The 21,996-nt window shown below is 66.5% G+C and carries 19 protein-coding genes; 13 read left to right on the top strand and 6 right to left on the bottom strand.

The features are described from left to right. Positions 1-355 precede the first annotated feature (355 nt). The gene (locus ACQR1Y_RS21070) at positions 356-1,387 is read left to right on the top strand and encodes a hypothetical protein (RefSeq protein ID WP_434879387.1); all 1,032 of its coding nucleotides are present in this window, start codon (positions 356-358) and stop codon (positions 1,385-1,387) included. Between the two features lie 178 nt (positions 1,388-1,565). Here the strand turns inward: ACQR1Y_RS21070 and ACQR1Y_RS21065 are convergent, their stop codons facing one another. Continuing rightward, on the bottom strand, positions 1,566-2,330 hold the full coding sequence (locus ACQR1Y_RS21065; RefSeq protein ID WP_434879386.1) for an alpha/beta fold hydrolase: 765 nt from the start codon (positions 2,328-2,330) through the stop codon (positions 1,566-1,568). Between the two features lie 160 nt (positions 2,331-2,490). Continuing rightward, the gene (locus ACQR1Y_RS21060; RefSeq protein WP_434879385.1) at positions 2,491-3,354 is read right to left on the bottom strand and encodes a hypothetical protein; all 864 of its coding nucleotides are present in this window, start codon (positions 3,352-3,354) and stop codon (positions 2,491-2,493) included. Positions 3,355-3,645: 291 nt separating this feature from the next. Between ACQR1Y_RS21060 and ACQR1Y_RS21055 the strand changes: the two genes are divergently transcribed. From ACQR1Y_RS21055 to ACQR1Y_RS21045, 3 genes are all read left to right on the top strand, one after another. Continuing rightward, the gene (locus tag ACQR1Y_RS21055) at positions 3,646-5,016 is read left to right on the top strand and encodes a YadA family autotransporter adhesin (protein ID WP_434879384.1); all 1,371 of its coding nucleotides are present in this window, start codon (positions 3,646-3,648) and stop codon (positions 5,014-5,016) included. A 188-nt stretch (positions 5,017-5,204) separates the two neighbouring features. After that, a complete protein-coding gene (locus tag ACQR1Y_RS21050) occupies positions 5,205-5,468 on the top strand; it encodes a hypothetical protein (protein WP_434879383.1) in 264 nt (87 codons plus the stop codon). Positions 5,469-5,847: 379 nt separating this feature from the next. Beyond that, positions 5,848-6,117, top strand: coding sequence for a hypothetical protein (locus ACQR1Y_RS21045; protein WP_434879382.1), 270 nt, complete (start codon positions 5,848-5,850; stop codon positions 6,115-6,117). A gap of 388 nt (positions 6,118-6,505) precedes the next feature. On the opposite strand, the gene ACQR1Y_RS21040 is transcribed toward ACQR1Y_RS21045, so the two are convergent. Continuing rightward, entirely contained in the window at positions 6,506-6,985 is a 480-nt protein-coding gene (locus ACQR1Y_RS21040) for an Hsp20 family protein (RefSeq protein WP_434879381.1), read from the bottom strand. Between the two features lie 193 nt (positions 6,986-7,178). Here ACQR1Y_RS21040 and ACQR1Y_RS21035 point away from each other — a divergent pair, with 193 nt between their 5' ends. Together ACQR1Y_RS21035 and ACQR1Y_RS21030 are read left to right on the top strand one after the other, a co-directional pair. Then, positions 7,179-8,126: an alpha/beta fold hydrolase gene (locus tag ACQR1Y_RS21035; RefSeq protein ID WP_434879380.1), complete on the top strand. Its 948-nt coding sequence runs from the start codon at positions 7,179-7,181 to the stop codon at positions 8,124-8,126. 282 nt (positions 8,127-8,408) lie between these two features. Then, positions 8,409-9,257, top strand: coding sequence for a tetratricopeptide repeat protein (locus tag ACQR1Y_RS21030; RefSeq protein ID WP_434879379.1), 849 nt, complete (start codon positions 8,409-8,411; stop codon positions 9,255-9,257). Here the strand turns inward: ACQR1Y_RS21030 and ACQR1Y_RS21025 are convergent. Next, a complete protein-coding gene (locus tag ACQR1Y_RS21025; protein WP_434879378.1) occupies positions 9,247-9,957 on the bottom strand; it encodes a hypothetical protein in 711 nt (236 codons plus the stop codon). The two genes, ACQR1Y_RS21030 and ACQR1Y_RS21025, sit on opposite strands and share 11 nt — an antisense overlap. Positions 9,958-10,026: 69 nt before the next feature. After that, complete coding sequence (locus ACQR1Y_RS21020; protein WP_434879377.1) at positions 10,027-11,229, bottom strand: ABC transporter substrate-binding protein; 1,203 nt, start codon at positions 11,227-11,229, stop codon at positions 10,027-10,029. 151 nt (positions 11,230-11,380) lie between these two features. On the opposite strand from ACQR1Y_RS21020, the gene ACQR1Y_RS21015 reads away from it, so the two are divergent. The 5 genes from ACQR1Y_RS21015 to ltrA all read left to right on the top strand — a co-directional run bounded on the left by ACQR1Y_RS21015 (position 11,381) and on the right by ltrA (position 16,380). Then, complete coding sequence (locus tag ACQR1Y_RS21015; RefSeq protein WP_434879376.1) at positions 11,381-12,055, top strand: GntR family transcriptional regulator; 675 nt, start codon at positions 11,381-11,383, stop codon at positions 12,053-12,055. A gap of 160 nt (positions 12,056-12,215) precedes the next feature. Continuing rightward, complete coding sequence (locus tag ACQR1Y_RS21010; protein ID WP_434879375.1) at positions 12,216-12,539, top strand: immunity 53 family protein; 324 nt, start codon at positions 12,216-12,218, stop codon at positions 12,537-12,539. Positions 12,540-12,688: 149 nt separating this feature from the next. Then, positions 12,689-13,540: a protein-L-isoaspartate O-methyltransferase family protein gene (locus tag ACQR1Y_RS21005; RefSeq protein WP_434879374.1), complete on the top strand. Its 852-nt coding sequence runs from the start codon at positions 12,689-12,691 to the stop codon at positions 13,538-13,540. 378 nt (positions 13,541-13,918) lie between these two features. After that, the gene (locus tag ACQR1Y_RS21000) at positions 13,919-14,068 is read left to right on the top strand and encodes a hypothetical protein (RefSeq protein ID WP_172132221.1); all 150 of its coding nucleotides are present in this window, start codon (positions 13,919-13,921) and stop codon (positions 14,066-14,068) included. A gap of 929 nt (positions 14,069-14,997) precedes the next feature. After that, complete coding sequence (gene ltrA / locus ACQR1Y_RS20995) at positions 14,998-16,380, top strand: group II intron reverse transcriptase/maturase (RefSeq protein WP_434861571.1); 1,383 nt, start codon at positions 14,998-15,000, stop codon at positions 16,378-16,380. Positions 16,381-16,861: 481 nt separating this feature from the next. Here ltrA and ACQR1Y_RS20990 read toward each other — a convergent pair whose 3' ends face one another. Then, complete coding sequence (locus ACQR1Y_RS20990; protein ID WP_434861570.1) at positions 16,862-17,749, bottom strand: LysR family transcriptional regulator; 888 nt, start codon at positions 17,747-17,749, stop codon at positions 16,862-16,864. 113 nt (positions 17,750-17,862) lie between these two features. Between ACQR1Y_RS20990 and ACQR1Y_RS20985 the strand changes: the two genes are divergently transcribed. Further along, entirely contained in the window at positions 17,863-19,449 is a 1,587-nt protein-coding gene (locus tag ACQR1Y_RS20985; RefSeq protein WP_434879373.1) for an NADH-quinone oxidoreductase subunit L, read from the top strand. A 13-nt stretch (positions 19,450-19,462) separates the two neighbouring features. After that, on the top strand, positions 19,463-21,988 hold the full coding sequence (locus ACQR1Y_RS20980) for a YbcC family protein (RefSeq protein ID WP_434879372.1): 2,526 nt from the start codon (positions 19,463-19,465) through the stop codon (positions 21,986-21,988). Positions 21,989-21,996 lie beyond the last annotated feature (8 nt).

Below are 21,996 nucleotides of genomic sequence, written 5' to 3'. Positions count from 1 at the left end.
TCGGGAGCGGCGCCGTAACATCATTGCAAAGTCTCGGTCACCTTTGCAACGAAATTTTAGACAGCAATTCTGTCCTAAACCGCAAGATGCCAAACTTGACCCTATCACACAAGCGGCCCGGAGTCCCCGGTTCCGCAGCGCTCAGGCCGGTATTCTCCAGGCAAATCTCCCGTTTTCTCTTCACTGAACGGCCCGTCCGGCTCGGCCGATCACGTGCATCGCTCGATTTTGCAACACGGCGCCCCGATCCCGCCCACACTCCGACCCAGGACCGCCGGAATCGCGGCAGACCTTCCGTGGCACTTGAGAAGAAGCGAACAGCTTCACGTGCGGGGGCATGCAGGAGCTTTGAGCCATGAAGTTGCTAGTTGGAGCCGTCTCGGCCTCGTTGATCGCAGCCTTTGCCGCCCAGGCGGAGCCGCTGCCGGGTATGCGCGGGCCGTACACGGCGGTCTCCGATTTCGATGCGCCTTATTCCGAGGCGCCGCCGCCGGCGGTCGTGCCCGCGCCGCCGCCACGCTACGGCTACGGACCGGGGCCGGACGACGGCTATCGCGAGGAGCGCTACGCGCCGCCGGCGCCGGTGTACCGCCAGGATAGCTACCGCGACGGCTACCGGCAGGACGGCTACCGTGAAGGCTATCAGCAGGACTATGGCTACGCGCCCGCGTTCCTGCCGGTGCACGAGGTCTACGCCATCCTGCGCGACAACGGCTTCTCGCCGCTCGGCGCACCGCGCCAGCGCGGCAACGTCTATGTCGTCGCGGTGCTGGACCGCCAGGGCGAGGACGGCAAGCTGGTGGTTGACGCCCGCTCCGGCCGCATCATCCGCTTCGTGCCGGCGTTCCAATGGGGCGAGCAGTACGAGCGCATGCGCTACGAGCCGGCGCCGCGCGGCGGCCTCGACCGGCTGCCGCCGCCGACCGTGATCCGCGCTGATCCACGTATCGTGCCGCCGGCTCCGGTGGCGCCGCGGGTGGCGGCTGTTGCCCCGACGCAGGCACCAAGGCTGGCCGCTCCGGCCGTCCGACCCGCCGCGCCGTCGCCGCAGACCGCGGCGCTCGCGCCGAGGCCGGCTGACGCCCCCAAGGCCGCTGTGCCGAAGGTCGCCGACGTCAAGCCGGCCGAGATCAAGCCTGTCGAGTTGAACCCTGCAGAAACGAAGTCGGCAGACGTGAAGCCGGCAGAGACCAAGCCGATCGAGGCCAAGGCCGACGCGCCCAAGCCGGCCGAGGCGAAATCGTTGGAGGCGAAGCCGGCCGACGCCAAGCCCGTCCAGTCTGCGGCAGCCGCTCCGCAGACGACCGGATCGACCGCGCCGGCAGCCAAGCCGGCGCCGCAGATCCTGCCCACCGCAAAGATGCCGCCGGCGCAAGGCCTGGAGTAGCAGCAGCCGGCAAGCGGTCCGCCCCACCGCCTGCCGCCACCGCAACTGTCACCGCCCGGCTTGACCGGGCGATCGGGTCGCCACCGGCACCTCCGTTCATCACCACTGCCGCGGCGTGCGGGATGCCCGCCTCTGCGGGCATCCCATCTTCAGTTGGAAGCCGGCATCGCCGGAGGCACTACTCGTGCTGCCTGGCCGCCTTGAGGATCAGCTCCGCGATCTGCTTCGGATGCGAGACCATCGACAAATGTCCGGCATTGAGCTCGATCGTGGTGGCGTGCATGCGGCTGGCCAGGAAGCGCTCGAAATCGGGATCGATGGTCTTGTCCTGTTTCGACACCGCATAGAATGACGGCTTGTCGTGCCACGCCGCCTGCGTGGTGCGGTTGGCGAAGATCGTCGCCGCCGTCGGCCACTGCACGGCATAGAGCTCCTTTGCGGTGGTCGCATCGACGCCGTTGGCGAAGTCGTTCAGAAAGGCGCTCTCATTGAGCTTGGTCTCGCCGTCATGATCGACGATACCCGCCCGCGCCGGCGGAGTAGGATATTGCCCGGCGAGCTTGACGAAATCCTCGTCCGCATCGGGCGCCCGTGCCGCGACATAGACCAGCGCGCTGACCTTCGGGTCGGTGCCGACCTCGCTCACGACCGTGCCGCCCCAGGAATGGCCGACCAGCACGGCCGGTCCGTCCTGCTGGTCCAGAGCGCGGCGGGTGGCGGCGGCCGCGTCCGCCAGCGAGGTCAGGGGATTTTGCACGGCCGTGACCTTGAGGCCGGCGGCCTGCAGATAAGGGATGACCTTGGCCCAGCTGGAGCCATCGGCCCAGGCGCCGTGCACCAGGACGACATTATGGACCCTGAGCGGCGCTGCCGGCTGGGCGAGGGCGGGGCCGGCCACGAAGGTCAGGGCGGCGATGAGGGTGAGAGTGCGAACGACGTTCAAGGAGAGGCTCCAGTGACTTAGGGGTAGGCAACACTGGGCTGTTCGCGTCCGGTACGCGGGCCGTTACCGACCTCACAAGTGTTTGATTGCACCGCAGCAAGGCTAGAGAAGACGCCCGGCGGCTCCGCGCATGTCGTCTTCAGCGCGCGGTCGGCCGCTTCTAAGCCGCGCGGACCAGCCACCAGGTCCAGACCAGTTCGAGCGCGATCCAATGCTGCAGGCGCTGGTAGAAACCGGCGTCGAGCAACACCTCGCCGCGGCGTGGTCCGAGCGTGAGCCAGCCCTGGTCGCGCGCGGCGGCCAGCAGCTTGTTGAGATGGGTCCGCGAGACGTCTACGCGCGGCGCCAGGATTGATGGCTGGACGGCGGTCAGGACGCCGATACCGTCGGTGGGGCCGCAGTTCTGCAGCAGCTCGAGCAGAAGCAGATAGCCGGACGCCCGGTCCATGAAGGCCTGGATCTCCGGGAATCCGTCATAGAGCCTGAACCGATGGCGCGCGAAGACTTCGACATTGCCGCCGTAGAAGGCGAGCATCACATGGCGCTGGCGGCCCCATTCGTGCGCAGGAGCGGGAAGCGGCTGCACGGTCTCCAGCGCCGCGAGCCGCGCTGCGACATTGTCGCTCTGGATGTCAAGCAGCAGTGGCAACGGTCGCAACCGCGTCGCGCGCCCGTCGGTCGGATGGTCGTCCTGCCCGATCAGGTCAAATGACAGCAGCGTCTGGATTGCACCCTTCACCGCCTTCGGGCCCGCGAGGCCTCCGTTGGTGCAGAGCTCGATGAGTTGCGAACTCGTCGTTCCCTCGGGGCTGACGTGATCGAGATAGACGATCAGCACCGCGACCGCCCAACCCAGCGTATGGCCGAGTCCGATATTCGCGAGGCGACGGCCGGCATGGGTCTCGATCATGCCCTGGCAGAACGCCCGGACCGCGCGATCAAAGTCCGGATGGGACCGCAAAGCCCGCGCTTCCTGATCGAGCGCGGCCCGGTCCGGCGCGGAATTAGAGTCCCTTTGTTTCATTGCGTGCATTCCTGTGGCCGATCTACTTTCCCGTAGAAATACTGTGAAACAGACCAGGAAATCGAGGGGCAGCAGATCGTGGGGACGGCTGAACTGCGTTCCGGATATCGTCCGCCGGGCGCGGGGGACGGCTGCGATCCGAGCGGTCTAATCTCATGGCTCTTTCGGGCCGGCCAGCGCGGCCTGTACTCCCTGGCAGCCTTCGCGATTATCGCCTCGACATTGGCACTTGGCTCGAGCCCAGCGCGCGCCGTCATATGCGGTGTTGCAGGCGCGACCGCGGGAGGCAGCGTGGCGTCTGTGCCGTCTGGAACGGTGATCGCGGTCAATGCTTTTCCCCCTTCCGCTGTTTACGCGATACCCATCACGGGTGGTGCGCCCGCGGGCTCTCCTACGTATCTCGGGGCGCCGGGTGCCTTCGTCTCTCAGCCGATCGTGAATGGGGCGGGAAATGACGCAGGCGCGGCTGATAGTTTGGCATGCGGAGACGGTGCAGTTGCGCATGCAGCGGCAGCAACCGCAATCGGCGCCCGTTCGGAAGCAACTGGCGGTGCCAGCACGGCGTTAGGGATCGATGCTCGCGCCAGTGCAGTAAACTCCATTGCCATTGGCTCCTCCGTCGTCAATGCAAACTCCTACAACGGCATCGCCATAGGTCAATCGGCCGGTGTACTCCCAGCAAGTAACAACGCGATTGCGCTTGGCGTCGCAGCCAGGTCGAATGGTGACAACGCCGTCGCGATCGGCACTGTTAATACGGTCAATGGGAGAAGCAGCGTCGCCTTAGGCAGCTTCAACTCACTAAACGGCATTAACTTTGTCGGTACGCCGGGCTGGGGCGACAACGTCACCGTCCTCGGCTTCAACAATCAAGCCGCAAGGACGGCTAATGCGTCAGGCAGCGCCATCGTCGGCAATAGCAACGTGGTCAACGCCCAGAACGCGATCGCGATCGGCAACAACACGTTCGTGACTGGCGATACTTCAGTAACGATCGGCTTCGGCGCGGAGTCGTCTGGTCTCAGCGCGATCGCGATCGGCAATGGCGCTACGTCCGCCGCCAGCTCGGCGGTGGTCGGCGCCGGCGCCACCGACAACGGTTTCGCCAATGCTGCGGTCTACGGCGCCGGTGCCCAGGTCGGCGCGGCCGGCAACGTTGCGATCGGCAGCGGTGCCAACGCGGCCGGCGCCAATTCTGTCGCGATCGGCCAGGGTTCGGTGGCGAGCGCAGCCAATACCGTGTCCGTCGGAGCGGCGGGAAGCGAGCGGCGTGTGACCAACGTGGCCGCCGGCGTTAGCCAGACCGATGCCGTCAACGTCTCGCAGCTCAGCAGCGTGGCTGCGGGTGTCCAGACCCAGATCACCGGCCTGCAGACGCAGATCACCGGAATACAAACGCAGATCAACGGGCTGCAAAGCCAGATCAGCCAGGCCAATTCCGGCATCGCGATGGCGATGGCGATGGGCGGCGGCTTCCTGCCCGACAACAAGCGTTTTGCGCTCGCGACCAATTACGGCACCTTTGCCGGCCAGAGCGCGGTCGCGATGACCGCGCTGGCGCGGATCTCCGACAACGTCGTGCTGTCGGGATCGGCGAGCTACGGCATGCGCGCTGAAGGCGGCCAGTTCGGAGGACGCGTCGGCGTGCAGGTGGCGTGGTAGATCGACGCCTGATCGTTGCTGCTGGCTCGGAACGGCGCTGCCGCTGGCTGCTGACCGGGTTGGCGGTCATGCTCGATCCAGGCTTAGTCCTCGCCCAGGGCGCACCAGCGCCACCACCTGTTCAACAACAGCAACCGGTCCCACAACAGGTCGCGCCGCAGCCGCAACCGTCGCCGCAATGGATGCAGATGCCGCGGATGCAGCTCGAGCGGCAATATGCTGGCCCGCTGCAGGACACCATCGTGCAGCGCTGGCGCGATCCGGCGGACGGGGCGGTCTGCTACATCTATCTGCCGATCACCGTGCAGCATTCGCCGCCGACGTCTGCCGGCTTCGTACAGTATGGCGGCAACGCGATCGGGACCATCTCCTGCTTTGCAGGCCCCGCGCCATCGCCGCCGCGCGCTGCTGCTCTGCCCCGTCCCGCGCCGCAGCAACGGGCTGCGCAATAATCGCGATCGCGGTCGAACGACGGACCGCGCCGGTCCCCCACAAAAAACGCCCCGGTCTCCCGGGGCGTTCGTAGTCCTGATGAGCTGTCGGGCCGGTGACGCGGCGGCCTTCTCAGCCGTGCCTTCAATCGCTGGCCGCAGCGCGACCGGCCGCACCCGTCGATGCGCTGCCCCCGCCGCCTGCCGCCACACGCAGTACGGTCTCTGCCTGCAGGAGTGAAGTTGTGGCTGTGCTCATATTCGCGCTCCTGGTGTGGCGGATGGTCACAGTTGCGGGGCCGACCACGAACCCGAAGCCTGCGGGGGGCAACGAACATCTGCCCAGTCAAATGAAGGGCGTCGGTAAATCTCATTTGCACCCCCACAAGGAGCTAGTCCCATGACGCGCAATTCCCTCAATCGTGTTTCCGCTCTCGCCGCGGCAATCTCTGCTACCTTCCTGCTGACCGCTGCCCACGCGACCGTCCCGTCCGCTGCTCCGGCCGATACGGTCGTCGGTGCTCCGGTGCAGACGGCAGGCCTTGCCTGGCGCTGCGGCAAGAACAACCCGGCCGAGTGGGGCACGTTCGGCAACGGATGCCTGAAACAGAAGCGCGCGGCTCGGCGCAATGCATCCTTCATCGGCCCGGAGTCGTCTCAGCCAGCGTGATGGGGAAACTTCATCAGACCCTGGAGGCTGGCGGCCTCCGGGGTCTCCGCTACACCAACTCGCGGCGTAACTTCTGGTTAAGCCACCGCGATCTTGCGAGGCGCCGGGCAAACCAGCCAGGTGAGACGCGCCCGACCCCATCGGTCACCGACCACGCCGTCGTCGGCGGACTTGTGCAAGCACCGTCACCGCTGGCTCTCAGCGTTGCCATCGCACGATGATCAATGACTCGACACTTCAGCATGATTCGCCGGAACGCGGCGGGTAGCGTCGCGGTCCTGACGCGTCAACTCCACCGTGTCTTACGGATCTCAGTCAAGAATAGCGAGACGCCCCGGTTTCCCGGGGCATCTGCGACTGCAACGAATGACGGAAGATCGACGTGCGATCAGGCGGCGGCCTTCTCGGCGGTGCCTTCGAGCATCGGCTGCTCGGCGCCTTGCGCCGACGTCGAGATCGGAATCGACCGCGGCTTCTTGGCCTCGGGGATCTCGCGCACGAGGTCGACATGGAGCAGGCCGTTCTCGAGGCTGGCGTTCTTCACCACCACGTGGTCGGCGAGCTGGAACGAGCGCTCGAACGCGCGGGCGGCGATGCCGCGATACAGCACTTCGCTCTTCTTGCCGTTCTCGTTGGCGGCCTTCTCGCCCTTGATCGTCAGCGTATTTTCCTTCGCGACGAGGGAGAGTTCGTCCTTGCCAAAGCCGGAGACGGCGACGGTGATGCGGTAGGCGTTCTCACCGGTGCGCTCGATATTGTAGGGCGGATAGCCGGGGCTGGGCTCGGCGGTCGCCTGGTCGAGCAGCGAGAACAGACGGTCGAAACCGACGGTGGAACGATAGAACGGGGTGAGATCATAGGTACGCATGGTCAAAGTCCTCCATTGAGCGACTGCTGGGCAAACCCGCCCGCCATCGGGCCGGGCTGTCGTGCAGCCGTGACGGCCTGCACCTCCCCGATATGGTTCGGACGTCTGGACGTTCAAGGGCTCCCGAAAGCAGCTCTTTTTGCCGTTCCACCCCTTGATTCCCGCACCCTTTCACCTATTCGATGGGCGCCTCATGACGCTCGTCTCGATTCCCGCCAATCCCGTTCCCGAAAACGCCACCTCCGGCACCATCAAGACCCCTGATGGCGCCGAGCTGCGCTTTGCGCGCTGGGCGCCGCCGGCTGGGCGCAAGGGCACCGTCTGCGTGTTCACCGGCCGCAGCGAGTCGATCGAGAAGTATTTCGAGACGGTGCGCGATCTGCGCGACCGCGGCTTTGCGGTCGCGATCATCGACTGGCGCGGCCAGGGCCATTCGTCGCGGCGGCTGCGCGATTCCCGCAAAGGCTACGTGCGATCGTTTTCCGACTACGAGCTCGACGTCGAGACCTTCGTCACCGAGGTCGTGCTGCCGGACTGCCCGCCGCCTTACTTCGCGCTGGCGCATTCGATGGGCGGCACCGTGCTGCTGCGGCTCGCCCATGCCGGCAAGCGCTGGTTCGACCGCATCGTGTTGTCGGCGCCGATGATCGACCTGCCGGGCAACCGCACCTCGCTGCCGGCGCGGCTGCTGCTGCGCGCGATGCGCATTGCGGGGCAGGGCGGCCGCTACGTTCCGGGCGGCAATGACGAGATGAGCGGGCTGGCCCCCTTCGTCAACAATCCGCTGACATCAGATCCCGTGCGCTACGCCCGCAACGCCGCGATCCTCGAGGAGGATCCGACGCTCGGCATCGCCTCGCCCACCGTGGCCTGGGCCGATGCCGCCTTTTCGGCGATGATGACGTTTCGCGGCATGACCTATCCGTCGCAGATCCGCCAGCCGATCCTGATGCTGGCCGCCTCCAGCGACACCGTGGTGTCGACCGCGGCGATCGAGGAGTTCGCCTATCACTTGCGCGCCGGCTCGCATCTCGTCATCGCCGGCGCCAAGCATGAGATCCTGCAGGAACAGGACCGCTACCGCTCGCAGTTCTGGGCCGCGTTCGACGCCTTCGTCCCGGGCACGCCGCTGTTCGGCTGAGTTGATTGCCCCACACCTACCGTCATTCCGGGGCAAGGCCGAAAGGCCTTGAACCCGGAATCTCGACATGGCCTGGAATTCTTTTTCAACAAGCTCGAGATTCCGGGTTCAATCGTCGACGCGCGGCCGCGTCGCGGCCCCGCATTGCCGATTGCCCCGGAATGACGGTGAGGAAGCTTATTGAGCTCGGTCCGACCCAGGAGCAGCATCCGCCTGTTTGCTGGACACCTCATCTCCTCGCGGGCTAGACCTTTCGTTCCCCTCGCGTGGTGATGATGGATCGTGAGCAAGGCGCAGAACAGGTTGCAGGCGCAGGCGCTGCAGGAGGCCATCCACGCGCTGCGTGGGCGGCAGTTCGCGCGTGCCGAGCAGATCGCCGCCTCGATCCTGCGTACCGCCAAGACCGATCGCGCCGCGCTGCTCGTGCATTCCCATGCGCTGCTCGGGCAGCAGCGCGCCGCCGAGGCGGTTGCGCCGCTGGAAAAGGCGGCGTCGCGCGGCCCCGATCCCGAGATCGAGACGCTCTTGGGCGCCGCACTCTGCGACTCCCGGCGCGCGGCTGACGGCCTCGCGCAACTGCGCAGGACTGCGGCGCGGCGGCCGCCGTTCCTCCCCGCGTTCCAGGAACTGGCGGGGCGGCTTGCGAAATCCGGCCAGATCGCGGAAGCGATATCCGTCATAGAGGAGGCGCTGGCGCTGGCCCCCGACACCGTCGATCTCAAGCTCGATCTCGGACGGCTCTGCCTGCAGGCCAACCAGCGTGCGCGGGCGCGCGAGAACTTCGTCGCGGCGCGCGACGCCGCGCCCGGTCGTCCCGACATCCTGATCGAGCTCGCCTGGGTGCAGTTCCTCGACGGCGACTACGCGGACGCGGCCGGGACCTACAAGCACGCGCTCGGCCTGCGCCCGGAGGACACCCAGACCCGCGCCAATCTCGCGATGTGCCTGATGGAGCTGGGCGACCGCGCCGGCGCGGAGGCGGCGCTGCGCACGATCATGCGCGGCCGGCCGCATCTGCTCAGCCGCGCCGCCTACACGATGGCCGTCAGCTCGCATGGCCGCTTCTTCTTCCGCCCGAGCGACGCCGCGAGATTCCTCGGCGCCGACGGGGCAGGGGCCATCAAGCCCTGAACTGCTTGCGGTACAGGCCCTGCTCGCGCTTCAGGGCGTCGCGGACGCTGTGAATCTCGGCAACGTCCTCGTCGGTGAACGGCGCGGTCTGCATCGCCCAATCCTGCCGCTTCACCGGGATGCATTGCGCGACCGGCGTGCCCCTGGGCAGCACGCCACGAAATGACATGTCGTGCCAATGCGCCGGGAAATGCACGAAGCTGTCGTGAAAGCGGTCGCTGTCGACGAGCCCCGTCACGGTGGTGAAGGGCAGGTCGAAGCGGTTGAGCGGGTGCGTGAACAGCAGCGACCAGCCCTCCGGCGCCTCGATCGTCCATAGATTGTGAAACTTCAGCAGGAAGCGGTCGGCCTCGAACAGCGGCGAGCCCGTGACCTGCGACACGTCGTGGAAACTGACCGGCGAGCGCGGAAAATCGATCGCCCCGCCCGGCGGCAGCTCGTTGTCCCAACTGATGCCGCCGTCCTCGACCTTGAGGTCGCAGACCAGCGGAATCAGGAAGCCGGCCGCCATCGCATCGATGAACGGCGGGCAGCGCTTGACCGTCTGCTCGTCCGCCTGGTTGAGCTGACTGAACGCGGTGGCCGGCATCGCCTTGACCCAGTCGGGAATGCCCATCGGCGCTGGCACCGGCGGTGGGATCAGGCCGTCGAGCTCCCGCGGGCAGCGGAATTTCAGCGTGAGGGCATCAGTCTCGGACATCGGCGCCGCGGCTCTCCTGTGGTCGACAGGAGAGGTCTACGCCTCCGGCGCCGAAACGCCAACCCGCAGCTATTTGGTCGAGAGCACCTCGCCGAACCGCTCCCACTGCTTGCCGGTGAAGCGCATGAACTGCACCTGCTCGACCGGCAGGTGGTCGCCCTCCGATGTGCTGATCCTGATGCCCGGCAGCAGCATCGGCAGCTCCAGGTCCTTGATCGACAGCACCTGCTTCAGGATGTTCTCGCGCGACAGGTCGTTGCCCGCGGCCTTCAGCACGTGCTCCAGCACCATGCCGTTGTTGTAGCCGTTGACGTAGTTGGAATCGCGGATGTCGCCGTCGGGCACGTATTTCGCCATGTACTCTCGCCAGCCCTTGACGCCGGCATCATCGGCCCAGGCCGGATCGAGCGGGTCCTTGACATAGGCGGTCGAGATGATGCCGGTGCCGGCCTCGAGCCCGGCTGGTTCCATCACCGAGGACACCCACACCGAGACGTTGGTCAGGAACGTCATCGGCCGCCAATTGATCTCGAAGGTCTTGCGGATCGCCTGTGCGGCGAATTTCGGCGTCGCGGCGATGATCAGCGCGTCGGCGCCGCTCGATTTCAGCTTTACGATCTGCGAGTCGATGGTCGGCTCGGTCGACTCATAGCTTGCCACCGTCACCGCCGTGTCGAAGCGCTCGCCGAGCACGTCCTTCAGCCCGGCAAGATAGTCGCGGCCGAAATCGTCGTTCTGCGCGAGGATCGCGAATGTCGCGTCCGGCTTCTTTTGCAGCGCGTAGCGTGCATACATCCGCGCCTCGTTGCGGAACGGCGCCATCACGCCCATCAGCGCGAACGGAAACTGTGCGGGGTCGCCGAACTTCGAGGCGCCGGAGGCCACGAACAGCTGCGGCACCTTCTTGGCCGATAGATATTTGGCGATGGCGGTGTTGTGCGCGGTGCCCATGGTCGAGAAGATGAAGGACACCTCGTCGCTCTCGACCAGCCGCCGCGTCTGCTCGACCGTCTTCGGCGGCACATAGCTGTCGTCGAGCGATATCAGATTGACCTTGCGGCCGTTGATGCCGCCGCGGTCGTTGACCATCTTGAAATAGGCCACCTCGCCCTTGCCGAGGATGCCGAAGGCGGACACCGGCCCGCTATAGGGCATGGTCTGGCCGATGCGGATTTCGCTCGCGGTGATGCCGGGCTGATCCTCGGCGCGCGCGCCAGGCGCCAGCACCGACGACATGACCACCAGACCTGCGGCTGCGATGACGCTTCGCATGGACTCCTCCCCTGAAGGCCGCTCGATCGGCGGCGTTTTGTTGGCAGCATAGGCTTGCCTCCGCGTCCGTCGCAAACAAAAAATATATTTTTGTATGAAAATCTATTTTTCGAGTCTGTTATGGTCGCGCGCGATGCCATCGAGTCCTCCCATGTCCGGAAGCGCGACCCAAACCGTCTATGAGCAATTGCGTGCCAGCCTGCTCTCCGGCCTCTACCGGCCGGAGGAGAAGCTGAAGATCAGCGAGCTCGGCTCGGCGTTCTCGGTCAGTCCCGGGGCGATCCGCGAGGCGCTGGCGCGGCTGACGGCGGAGGGGCTGGTGACGGCGATGCCGCAGCGCGGCTTCCGCGTGGCGCCGGTGTCGGTCGCCGATCTCTGTGATCTCACCGAGATGCGTATCGAGATCGAGACCAAGTGCCTGCGCCGGGCGATCGCCAACGGCGATCTCGCCTGGGAGACGGCCGTGGTTGCCGCCCATCACCGCATGGCGGCGACGCCGATCGCCGCCGCCGACGGCAGCTTCTCGCCGGCCTGGACCATCGCGCATGGCGAGTTTCACGCCGCGCTCGCCCAGGCCTGCGGCAGCGTGTGGATGATGCGGGTGCGCGATCTCCTGTTCGTCCACAATGAGCGCTATCTGGACCTCGCCCGCAAGGCCGATCGCGGTCATCGCGACGTCGCGCGAGAGCACCGCGACCTGATGGAGGCGGCGCTGGCCCGCGACACCGAGCGGGCGGTAAATGTCATGACGGCGCATCTCGGCAAGACCCGGGACACGATCGAAGCGGCGCTGCTCGCGTCCGCCGCGCTGAGCGCGGCGAGGTGAGGGCGATGACAGCGCGGCCGCGGACTGTGCTCCGGCGGCTCTCGCGCAACGCGCCGGCTTGCGTCATCCTGCCCCCGCCGCGCCTGACCAGCATGCGTGCGACCGACCTCTGCGGCCCCTGCGCGTCACGGGCTGCAGGACGCCAACGAATGAGATGACCATGCGGGACCAGCGCGAATCTCTGAGGGCCCTTCAGGACTGGTACGCCGCCCAATGCGACGGCCAGTGGGACCCGCTGTCCGGAATCCGGATCGGGACCCTGGACAGTCCAGGGTGGTCGCTCCGGATCGACCTCTCATCCACCGGTTTGGCCGGGCGGCCGTTCACCGAGGTGAAGGTTCAGGGCGATGACGATGACGATTGGTGCCACTGCCGCATCCAGAGCGAGGTGTTCGAGGCCTTTTGCGGTCCCGATCATCTCGTCGATGTGATCGCGATCTTCCTGGCCTGGGCGGTTGCGGCCGCGCGGAATGCCGCGCACTGAGCGCAACACTCGCGCGTCCCGCGGCGACGCAAAGCGGGCATTCTGCGACCAGGATGGACAGCAGCGCTGCCGGGATTTCTGGTGACCGATCGGGTTAGCCGGCATATGATACCGTTAAACGTCGCCAGTAAGTCCGGAGAGGCCGCCTCGTGGATCGGTCGGAAAAGTATCGTTCGTTCTATGCCAAGTTGATCTGCGCCGCCGCGAAACACGATGATGCTCGCATCGAGGAGGCGTTTCGCGCGGTCAGGCGCGAGCCCTTTGCAGGACCGGGTCCCTGGTGGATGATCATCGGCGGCCATCCCTATGTGCAGACGCCCGACGATGATCCGGCGTTTCTGTACCAGAACCTGCTGCTCGCTCTGGACCATGAGCGCGGCATCAACATCGGCCAGCCCGCCGCGCACGCGCTCTGGCTCGGCGCCTGCAAGATCAAGCCGGCGGATACCGTGGTGCAGATCGGGGTTGGCAGCGGCTACTACACAGCCATCCTCGCGCAACTGGTCGGTCCCCAAGGTCAAGTCTACGGCTATGAGATCGACGAGGCGATGGCGGCGCGGGCGCGCGAGAACCTGAAGGACCTGTCGAACGTCGGGCTGCGCACACAATCCGGCGCCGAGGCGGAGCTGCCGCCGGCCGACGTCATCTACGTCTGCGCCGGGGCGGCGAAGCCAAGCCCGAGCTGGCTGAACAGCCTGCGGCCTGGGGGACGCCTGCTTTTCCCGCTGGCGCCACAGGACGTGTTCGGCGGCATGCTGCTGATCACCCGTCCCAGCACGGGCGCGGCGTGGCCGGCCACGTTCGTCAGCCGCGCCGGATTCATCGGCTGCGTCGGCCTTCAGGACGACGAGGGAGGCCGTCGCTTGAGTGAAGCCTTCTCCGGCAGATGGGACGCCGTACGCTCGCTCCATCTCGATGATGCGCCCGATGAGAGCTGCTGGTTCGCGGGTGACGGCTGGTGGCTGTCGACCAGAGAGGTGACCGTTCCAGGGACGGACTAATTCGACTGCATCGGAAGCAGCCGAACGGTTGCCATGCCACCGTCGTGCCGGGCGGGTGCACCGGCAAAGACGTGCATCATCACCAGCAAGCGCGTCCTGCGCGCGCCAGCAGTCCACCCCTGCTGCCGGCATCGCGATCTCCAGGCGGGAGAGCTGCACGATACTCACATTTTTCGTGCGCCCGCATACCGCGCGTAGCTCATCAATTTCAACCACCCCCCGTCAGCGTTAAGCAGGCTTCATGCTGGCCGCCTTGCGCATTCAAGGATGCATTCACCACGCGCTATGCGGCCAGCTCCCTTCTCGATGCCCGGAAACTTCCCGGTAACGCGCCCTCCCTCTAGTGATGCGCGTTGATATTTCCAGGAGGAGACATTCATGTTGAAGATGATCGCGCGAAAACTACTTGGTCCCCACGCCCTCAATTCCGGCTTCGGCCTGGTGACGATGTTCGCACTTACCGGCGTCGTCGCGTCTCTCGTGCTGGTCCAGCACGGTGTCAATCTCAGCCCGCCTGCGATGTTCTGATCCGCTGTCGCCACGATCGTGCTCCCAGTTCACGGAAGGATCTGGGAGACACGCCGAAGATCCTTGGTCTCTGGCGACGCAGGCTCCAAAGCCGCGCATCGCGCGACTGATTTGCCCGACAGGCGGGCGTTGCGAAAACCTGTCCAGCCCTACGACGAAAAATATTCTGATTTACAGAATTAAAAGCTCGTGTAGTCTGTGCGCGTCCGGTCTCCGCGAGGAGGGGCGTATCGCGGTCGTCACGAGCGTGGGAGGCTGGACGCGGTGGGCGCGGTGGGTCGCAGCGTGAGCAATCATGCCGACGAACGATCCGCTGCGCACGATGAAATCGCGTGGTCCTGACGCCCCGATGCTGGCGTCAAGCTCGCTGCGCTGTCTTGACGAAGCGCGCGGGCGACGGTGGCTAAGAGCCGGACACCGGGGAGATCGCGTATAAGGTGCGCCGTGGAAAGGCGCGGTTCTTGAGAGGGTGAAAGTCCCTTCCGGCAAAGGTCGTTCCAGCCGGTAGCAATCGGAGCAGTCGGCAAGGCAACGACCCGGCTGAAGCCTCCGGTGGAGAGGGTCACGAGGTGACTTGGCGAGTGGGCGGGCTGTAACGCGAGTGAACGTTGAGCAGGCCTCGAAAAGTTCGATGTGGAGGCTGACCTGGCCTTATTGCAGGGAAAGCTGGCATCGCTGGGGAAGAGAACGACAGGCGCACCCAGGGGCTCCACCGGGGTAATGACGACGGCACGTCCATAGCGAGAACCGAAGCAACACGGGAGACCCCATCGCGCGGTCGAGCGAGAGACCAACCGGAGGCCTGTGAAGGTCGGGCCGGGCGCGGCGGGGAGTCGGATGGGCTCGTAGTACCGGGGAAGCCGGGTAATGCCGGTGGAGGGAAGGAGCCCTCGTTCAAGCCGATGTAGGACGTGGCGCGGGAGGGGAGATTGGGTCACCTCGAAACTCCACCAAGTGTCCGGAAGCTGCAGACTGCGTTACATGCGAAAGCGAAGGCAGAACCCGAGTTCAGGTTCTATCTTCTGTACGACAAGATGTATCGGGCGGATGTTCTGAGCTTCGCCTATGCCAGGTGCAAAGCCAATGGCGGCGCGGCTGGCGTGGATGGTCAGACGTTCGATGACATCGAGGCGTATGGAGGCCAAGGTGGATCGTCCGCGGATCGCAAGAGCCCGGACGTCGACACTGGCTGGAATCCGTGGCTCGGGGAACTGGCGGAAGAGCTCAGGAACAAGACGTATCGGCCGCAAGCGGTCAGACGGGTCTGGATTCCGAAGCCGAACAGCAAGAAAATGCGACCTCTGGGGATCGCGACGATACGCGACCGGGTGGTTCAGACGGCGGCGATGCTGGTGCTTGAGCCCATCTTCGAAGCCGATCTGGATCCGGAGCAATATGCGTACCGCGCCGGCAAGACTGCGCTGGATGCGGTGGAGACCGTGAACCGCCTGCTCAATCTGGGGTACACGGCCGTCGTCGACGCGGACCTGCGTGGCTACTTCGACGAGATACCGCACGGACCGCTGATGAAATCGGTGGCGCGCCGGATCTCCGACCGGCACATGCTGCATCTGATCAAGATGTGGATCGAGGCGCCGGTCGAGGAGACGGACGATTGCGGACGCAAGCGTCGGACCACGCTGAATCGGGACGAGCACCGCGGCATCCCGCAGGGCTCGCCGATCTCCCCGCTGCTGGCGAACCTGTACATGCGACGGCTGGTGTTGTGGTGGAGACAATCGGGCGCGCGGCGGCGGCTGAAGGCCGTCATGGTCAACTATGCCGACGACCTGGTGATCTGCTGCAAGGGTACGGCCGACGTCGCCATGCAGACGATGCGAGAGGCGATCAAGAAACTGCAACTGGCGGTCAACGAAGACAAGACGCGCATCTGCCGTCTGCCGGAAGAGCGGTTCGACTTCCTGGGCTACACGTTCGGACGGTGCTACTCCCGAAAGACCGGGAAGGCACATCTCAACTCGAAACCGTCGAAGAAGAGCATCAAGCGAATCTGCGATGCGATCGGGGACGAGACAGGCCGGAACCGGACGTTGCTATCAGCCGAGAAGGTGGTGAAGCGGCTCAACGCCAAGCTCACCGGGTGGGCGAACTACTTCCGTCTCGGGCCGGTCTCACCGGCCTACAGGGCGGTCGATGCCCACGCCAATCATCGGCTGCGCCAGTGGTTATGCGAAAAGCACCGGATTCCCGGCCGAGGGGGACATCGCTTCCCCGACCATTACCTCTACGAAACGTTGGGGCTGGTTCGGCTGCCGGGGCTGACGCGTCACCTGCCGTGGGCGAAGGCATGAGAGCTTGCCCGGGAGCCGGATGCGCGAAAGGCGCACGTCCGGTTCGATGAGCGGGGAAGGGAAACGGGGCGTTGCCGCATGGCCCAAGCCACCGCGCCCTTCCTCGACTCTACTCGTAAAGCCACCGCGCAGGGAAGGCCGGGTCTGTCCGGCTGAACCTGTGGTTCCTGCCCCGTGCATTCTTTTTCCGCACGGGGGCCACGGGCCTCAGTCGAGGTCCGGCCTTCCCTGCGCCCTCCCGTGATCAGCGGAGGGTGATGATGTGCAAAGCTCGGGCCATTCTGGTCGCGAGAGCGCGATCCCGTGTGTTATGCTGTTTGACATCCGTGTAGTATGTCCATGTGTAATAGCGTTGTCCTCACATGTGAGGACAGGCGTTGGAAATGAGCGCGCTGCTCGTGAATGCGCCCTCTCCCCCAAGGCGAAGCTTCGCTTCGCCTTGGGGGAGAGGGCGCTGTATCGGGCAGCGAGTGGTATGGCCTCAGCCCGCCTTCTTGCCGCGCGATCCGATCAGCTCGGCGACCAGCGGGTTCGGGTAGCGACGCTGCTGGCTGACGGCGAAGAACTGCTCCTTCAGGGCGCCGAGCCGCGCGCGCTCGACCAGCACGCCGGTGCGCAGTTCATCGATCACGACGATCGACGGCACCAGGGTGACGCTGCCGCTCTCGCGCGCCATCAGGCGCAGCATCGCCATGTCGTCGACCTCGGCGGCGATGATCGGGCGGATGCCGCTCGACCCGACCAGCGCATCGAAGGCCGAGCGCAGCGCGCTTCCGCGGCCGGGCAGGATCACCGGCATCGTCGCGAGGTCCTGCGGAAAGCGAAAGCGGGCGGGCTTGGACGGCTTGCGGCTGACCAGGCTGACGCGCTGCTCGTCGATCAGCGTATTCTCGAAACTGCTGCGCGTATCCGGCGCCGCCGGGTGGTTGGCGAGCACTAGGTCGAGCTTGTGCGCGTCGAGCTGCTCCAGCAGGTCGGCGAACTGGCCGGTGCGGATGATGAGCTCGACATCGCTACGGCCGAGCAGGGGCCGCAGGAACGCGATCTGGAAGTTGCGCGACAGATTGGCCGCCGCGCCCACCCGCAGCAACTGCCGTCCGGGCCGCAGGCCTGACAAGGCCTCGATCAGCTCGTGGCCGGACTTGAACACGCTGCCGGCGTAGTCGAGCGCGATGCGGCCGGCCTCGGTCAGCTGCAATGAGCGACCGGTGCGCTCGAACAGCCTCTGTCCGAGCTGATCCTCCAACGCTTTCAACTGGATCGACAGCGAGGACGGCGACACGTTGAGGCGCTGCGCGGCGCGGCTCATGCTGCCTTCGGTGGCGATGATCCAGAAATAGCGCAGGTGGTGGTAGTTCAGGTGCGGCATGATATCGTTCTATAATCTCTAACGATCGTGTTCAATGATTGAAATTTTAAGAAGGCTTCGGGGCCGGTAAGACGTGGGGCCACCGTCTCATGTGATCAATCGTCCGAGCCCCCATGACCCAGCTTCTCCCCTGCCTCGCGGCGCTCGCGCCGCTCACGCTCTGTGTTGCCGCGTTCGCCGGCACCGATGCCGGCGCCCGGACCGTCGCCCGCCGCGCGATCGGGGCGGCGGCGCTGGCCTTCGCCATTGCCGTCACCGCGAGCCTCGCCGCAGCAATGTTCGGGGCAGGGCGGACGCCGCTGCTCGGCGCCTTCGGGCTCGGCCTGTCGCTGCAGCTCGATGCGTTGGCTGCGATCCTCATCGTGCTGGTCAGCTTCATCGGCCTCGTCGTCGTGCGCTACAGCCGCAACTATCTCGACGGCGATCCGGGGCAGGTCCGGTTCACGCGGTGGCTGCTGCTGACGCTGGCCGCCGTGTTGACGCTGCCGATCGCGGGCAACATGGTCGTGCTGTTCGTCGCCTGGGTCGCAACCAGCCTGTCGCTCGGCAAGCTGCTGCTGTTCTACGACACAAGGCCGGCGGCAATCCGCGCCTCGCGCAAGAAGTTCGTGGCCAGCCGGCTCGGCGACGCCTTCCTCGCGCTTGCTGCGCTGCTGCTCTACATCCGGTTCGGCACGCTCGAGCTCGGCGGCCTCGCTGCCCAGGCGCGCGCCGGCGAGGGAGCGGGATCGGCCCTCGTCACGATCGCGGCGCTGCTGATCGTCGCGACCGCGATGCTGAAGTCGGCGCAACTGCCGCTGCATGGCTGGCTGATCGAGGTGATGGAGACGCCGACGCCGGTGTCGGCGCTGCTGCATGCCGGCATCATCAATGCCGGCGGCTTCCTGGTGCTTCGGCTCAGCGACGTGCTGCTGCTGGCAACACCGGCGCTCGACGTGCTCGCGGTCGTCGGCGGCGCCACCGCGCTGTTCGGCTCGCTGGTGATGCTGACGCAGACTTCGGTCAAGGTGCAGCTGGCTTATTCGACAGTCGCACAGATGGGCTTCATGCTGCTGCAATGCGGCCTCGGCGCGTTCTCCGCGGCGCTGCTGCACATCGTGGCGCACTCGCTCTACAAGGCGCACGCCTTCCTGTCCTCGGGCAGCATCATCGATCTCGCCCGGGCGTCGTGGACGCCGAGCCCCGGCGGCCAGCCGCATGCGGCACGGCTGATCCTGGCGCTGGCCGCCGTGATCGGTCTCGCGCTGCTGACCGGGCTCGCCTTCGGCATGACCTTGCGCAGCAACCCCGCGCAGATCGCGCTCGGCGCGGTGCTGCTGATGGGCCTGGTGCATCTGATGGCCAATGCGATCGACGAGCGGCCGAACGGCTTCGTCATCGCCCGCGCCGCAGTCACCGCCGTCGGTGTCGCGATCGTGTACTTCGCGCTGCAGACGGGCATGGCCTGGCTGGTGGCCGGCAGCTTCCCCGCCTCGCGCCCGATCGACGGCGTCGTGCCGATGCTGATCGCGGTCGCCGTGGTGGTCTCGTTCGCGGCCGTCACCGTGTTCCAGAACCAGATGATGCGCCGCGCCGACGCGCCGTTCTGGATCGCAGCTTACGTCCACCTGCGCAACGGCCTCTATCTCAACACACTCGCCAACCGTCTCGTGCTGACGGTCTGGCCCCGCACCTCCACCTCCTCGCCGTCCAACCCGTGATCCGAGATTTCCCATGACCCAGGCCGCCCTTGCCATGACGACGACGGACCCGATCGACACCGCCGCCGATGCCGCGCTGATAGCCCGCATCGACAGCGCCTGCCAGCGGGTCGCGCCGCTGTGGCCGCTGAAGCATTTCGTCGCGGTGAACCCATTCCTCGGCTTCACCTCGCAGAGCTTCGCCGCGACGGCGGCGACCTTCGAGCGCGTGGTGCGCACGCGGATGCTGATGCCGCGGGCCTACTACCGGCAGGCGCTCGACGACGGCCGGATCGACGATGCAGCGCTGGCGCAGGCGCTCGCGCTGCATCCCTCGACCGGCCTCGATGTCGAGGCGCTGAAGCAGAAGGCGCGCGCCGAGGCCGGGCTGTCATCGCCGCCCGCCGTGGTGGCGACCGTGGCCGAGGTGCTCGACCGGCTCGCCGAGGGCGATCGCTACGTCTCGCTGGTCGCCTTCATGATCGACGAGATCTCGGCGTTCTGCGCCACCTATTTCGACGAGGGCCAGGCGAGCTGGCCGAGCCCGGTGCGCAAGCTGAAGCCGTATGCGGCGTGGCGGACGCTGGCGGCCTGCGACCGCAATCCGGAAATGATGGGGCTCACCGGCTTCCGCAAGGCGATCGCCGAACTGCCGTCCGACCCGGTGCAGGCGATCGGGCTGATCATCGACCGGCTGGGCATCCCCGAGCGGGCGGTCGAGGACTATCTGGTGCGCGCGCTGTTCGATCTCGGCGGCTGGTCGGCCTATGCGCGCTACATCGGCTGGAGCGCGCAGCTCGACGGCCAGCGGGACGAGACGCTCACGGAGCTGCTGGCGATCCGGCTCGCCTGGGGCTTCGCGCTGTTCCAGGCGCGCACCGACGACGCCTTCAAGGCGGCCTGGGCGCAGGCCATGGCGGAGGCGGCAAAGCTGCCGGCCGATCACCGGCTGGACGCGACGCCGGAGCTCGCGATCGATCTCGTCCTGCACGAGGCCCATGAGATCGCGTTCCGGAGCAAGGTCGTCGCCAGGCTCGCCGCGCACAGCACGCAGGCGGCGATCGCGCGGCTGCCGGCGCGGCCGCCGGTGCAGGCCGCGTTCTGCATCGACGTGCGCTCGGAGATATTCCGGCGCGCGCTGGAGACGGCCTATCCCGAGGCCGAGACCATCGGCTTCGCCGGATTCTTCGGCTTCCCGATTGAATACGTCCCGATCGGCCACAGCAAAGGCGGCGCGCAGTGCCCGGTGCTGCTCAAGCCGGCCTTCATCGTCTGCGAGGCGGTCAAGGACGCCGACGATGTCGAGCAGGCCGAGGTGCTCGGCCTACGGCTGTTGCGGCGGCGCGCGGCCAAGGCGTGGAAGTCGTTCAAGGTCTCGGCCGTGTCGTCGTTCTCCTTCGTCGAGACCGCCGGCCTCGGCTTTGCCGCCAAGATCGCGACCGACAGCCTGGGCGTGACGCGGCCCGTGCCGTCGCCGGTGGTGGATGGACTCGATCCGGAGATCGCCGCGCGGGTCCAGCCGCGGTTGACGCCGGGCGAACTCGGCGGGCGGATCACCGGCTTCAACGACGCGCAGCGCGTCGCGATGGCCGAGGCGGTGCTGAAGGCGATGTCGATGACCGGACCGTTCGCGCGGCTGGTGCTGCTCGCCGGACATGGCAGCACGACCGTCAACAATCCGCACGCCTCCGGGCTCGATTGCGGCGCCTGCGGCGGTCACACCGGCGAAGCCAATGCGCGGGTGGCGGCGGCCGTGCTGAATGATTGGCGCGTCCGCGAAGGGCTGCGGGCCAAGGGCATCGACATCCCCGCCGATTGCTGGTTCATCGGCGCGCTGCACGACACCACGACCGACACGGTGACGCTGTTCGACGAGGATGAGGTTCCCGCGGTGCTCGCGCCGGATCTGTCGCGGCTCAAGGCGCGGCTGAACGACGCCGCGCGGCTGGCGCGGCTCGAGCGCAGCGCGCTGCTCGGCATCCGCGACACATCCGATGTCGACGACGCCGTGATCGCGCGCAGCCGCGACTGGTCGCAGGTGCGCCCCGAATGGGGGCTCGCCGGCAACGCCGCCTTCATCGCCGCGCCGCGGAGCTTCACCCGGGGGCTCGATCTCGGCGGCCGCGCCTTCCTGCACTCCTACGAGGCGGCGCGCGACGAAGGCCATCGCACGCTCGAGCTGATCATGACGGCGCCGATGGTGGTCGCGAGCTGGATCAATCTGCAATACTACGGCTCGACCGTGAACAACGCAGCCTTCGGCAGCGGCAACAAGGTGCTGCACAACATCGTCGGGCAGCTCGGCGTGCTCGAAGGCAATGCCGGCGATCTCAGGGTCGGGCTGCCCTGGCAGTCCGTGCATGACGGCAGCCGCTTCATCCATGAGCCGGTGCGTCTGAACGTCTTCATCGCGGCGCCGGAGGCCGCGATGGACGAGGTGATGCAGCGCCATCAGGGCGTGCGCGATCTCGTGGTCAATGGCTGGGTGATGCTGCATTCCCTTGGCGAGCAGGGAACGATCCGGCGCTGCGTCCGCCCCGGTGATTGGAGGACAGCATGACCGTGGCG

This window comes from Bradyrhizobium sp. HKCCYLRH3099, from assembly GCF_051167855.1.
GTDB lineage: Bacteria > Pseudomonadota > Alphaproteobacteria > Rhizobiales > Xanthobacteraceae > Bradyrhizobium.
This window is presented reverse-complemented; position numbering and strand designations above follow the sequence as displayed.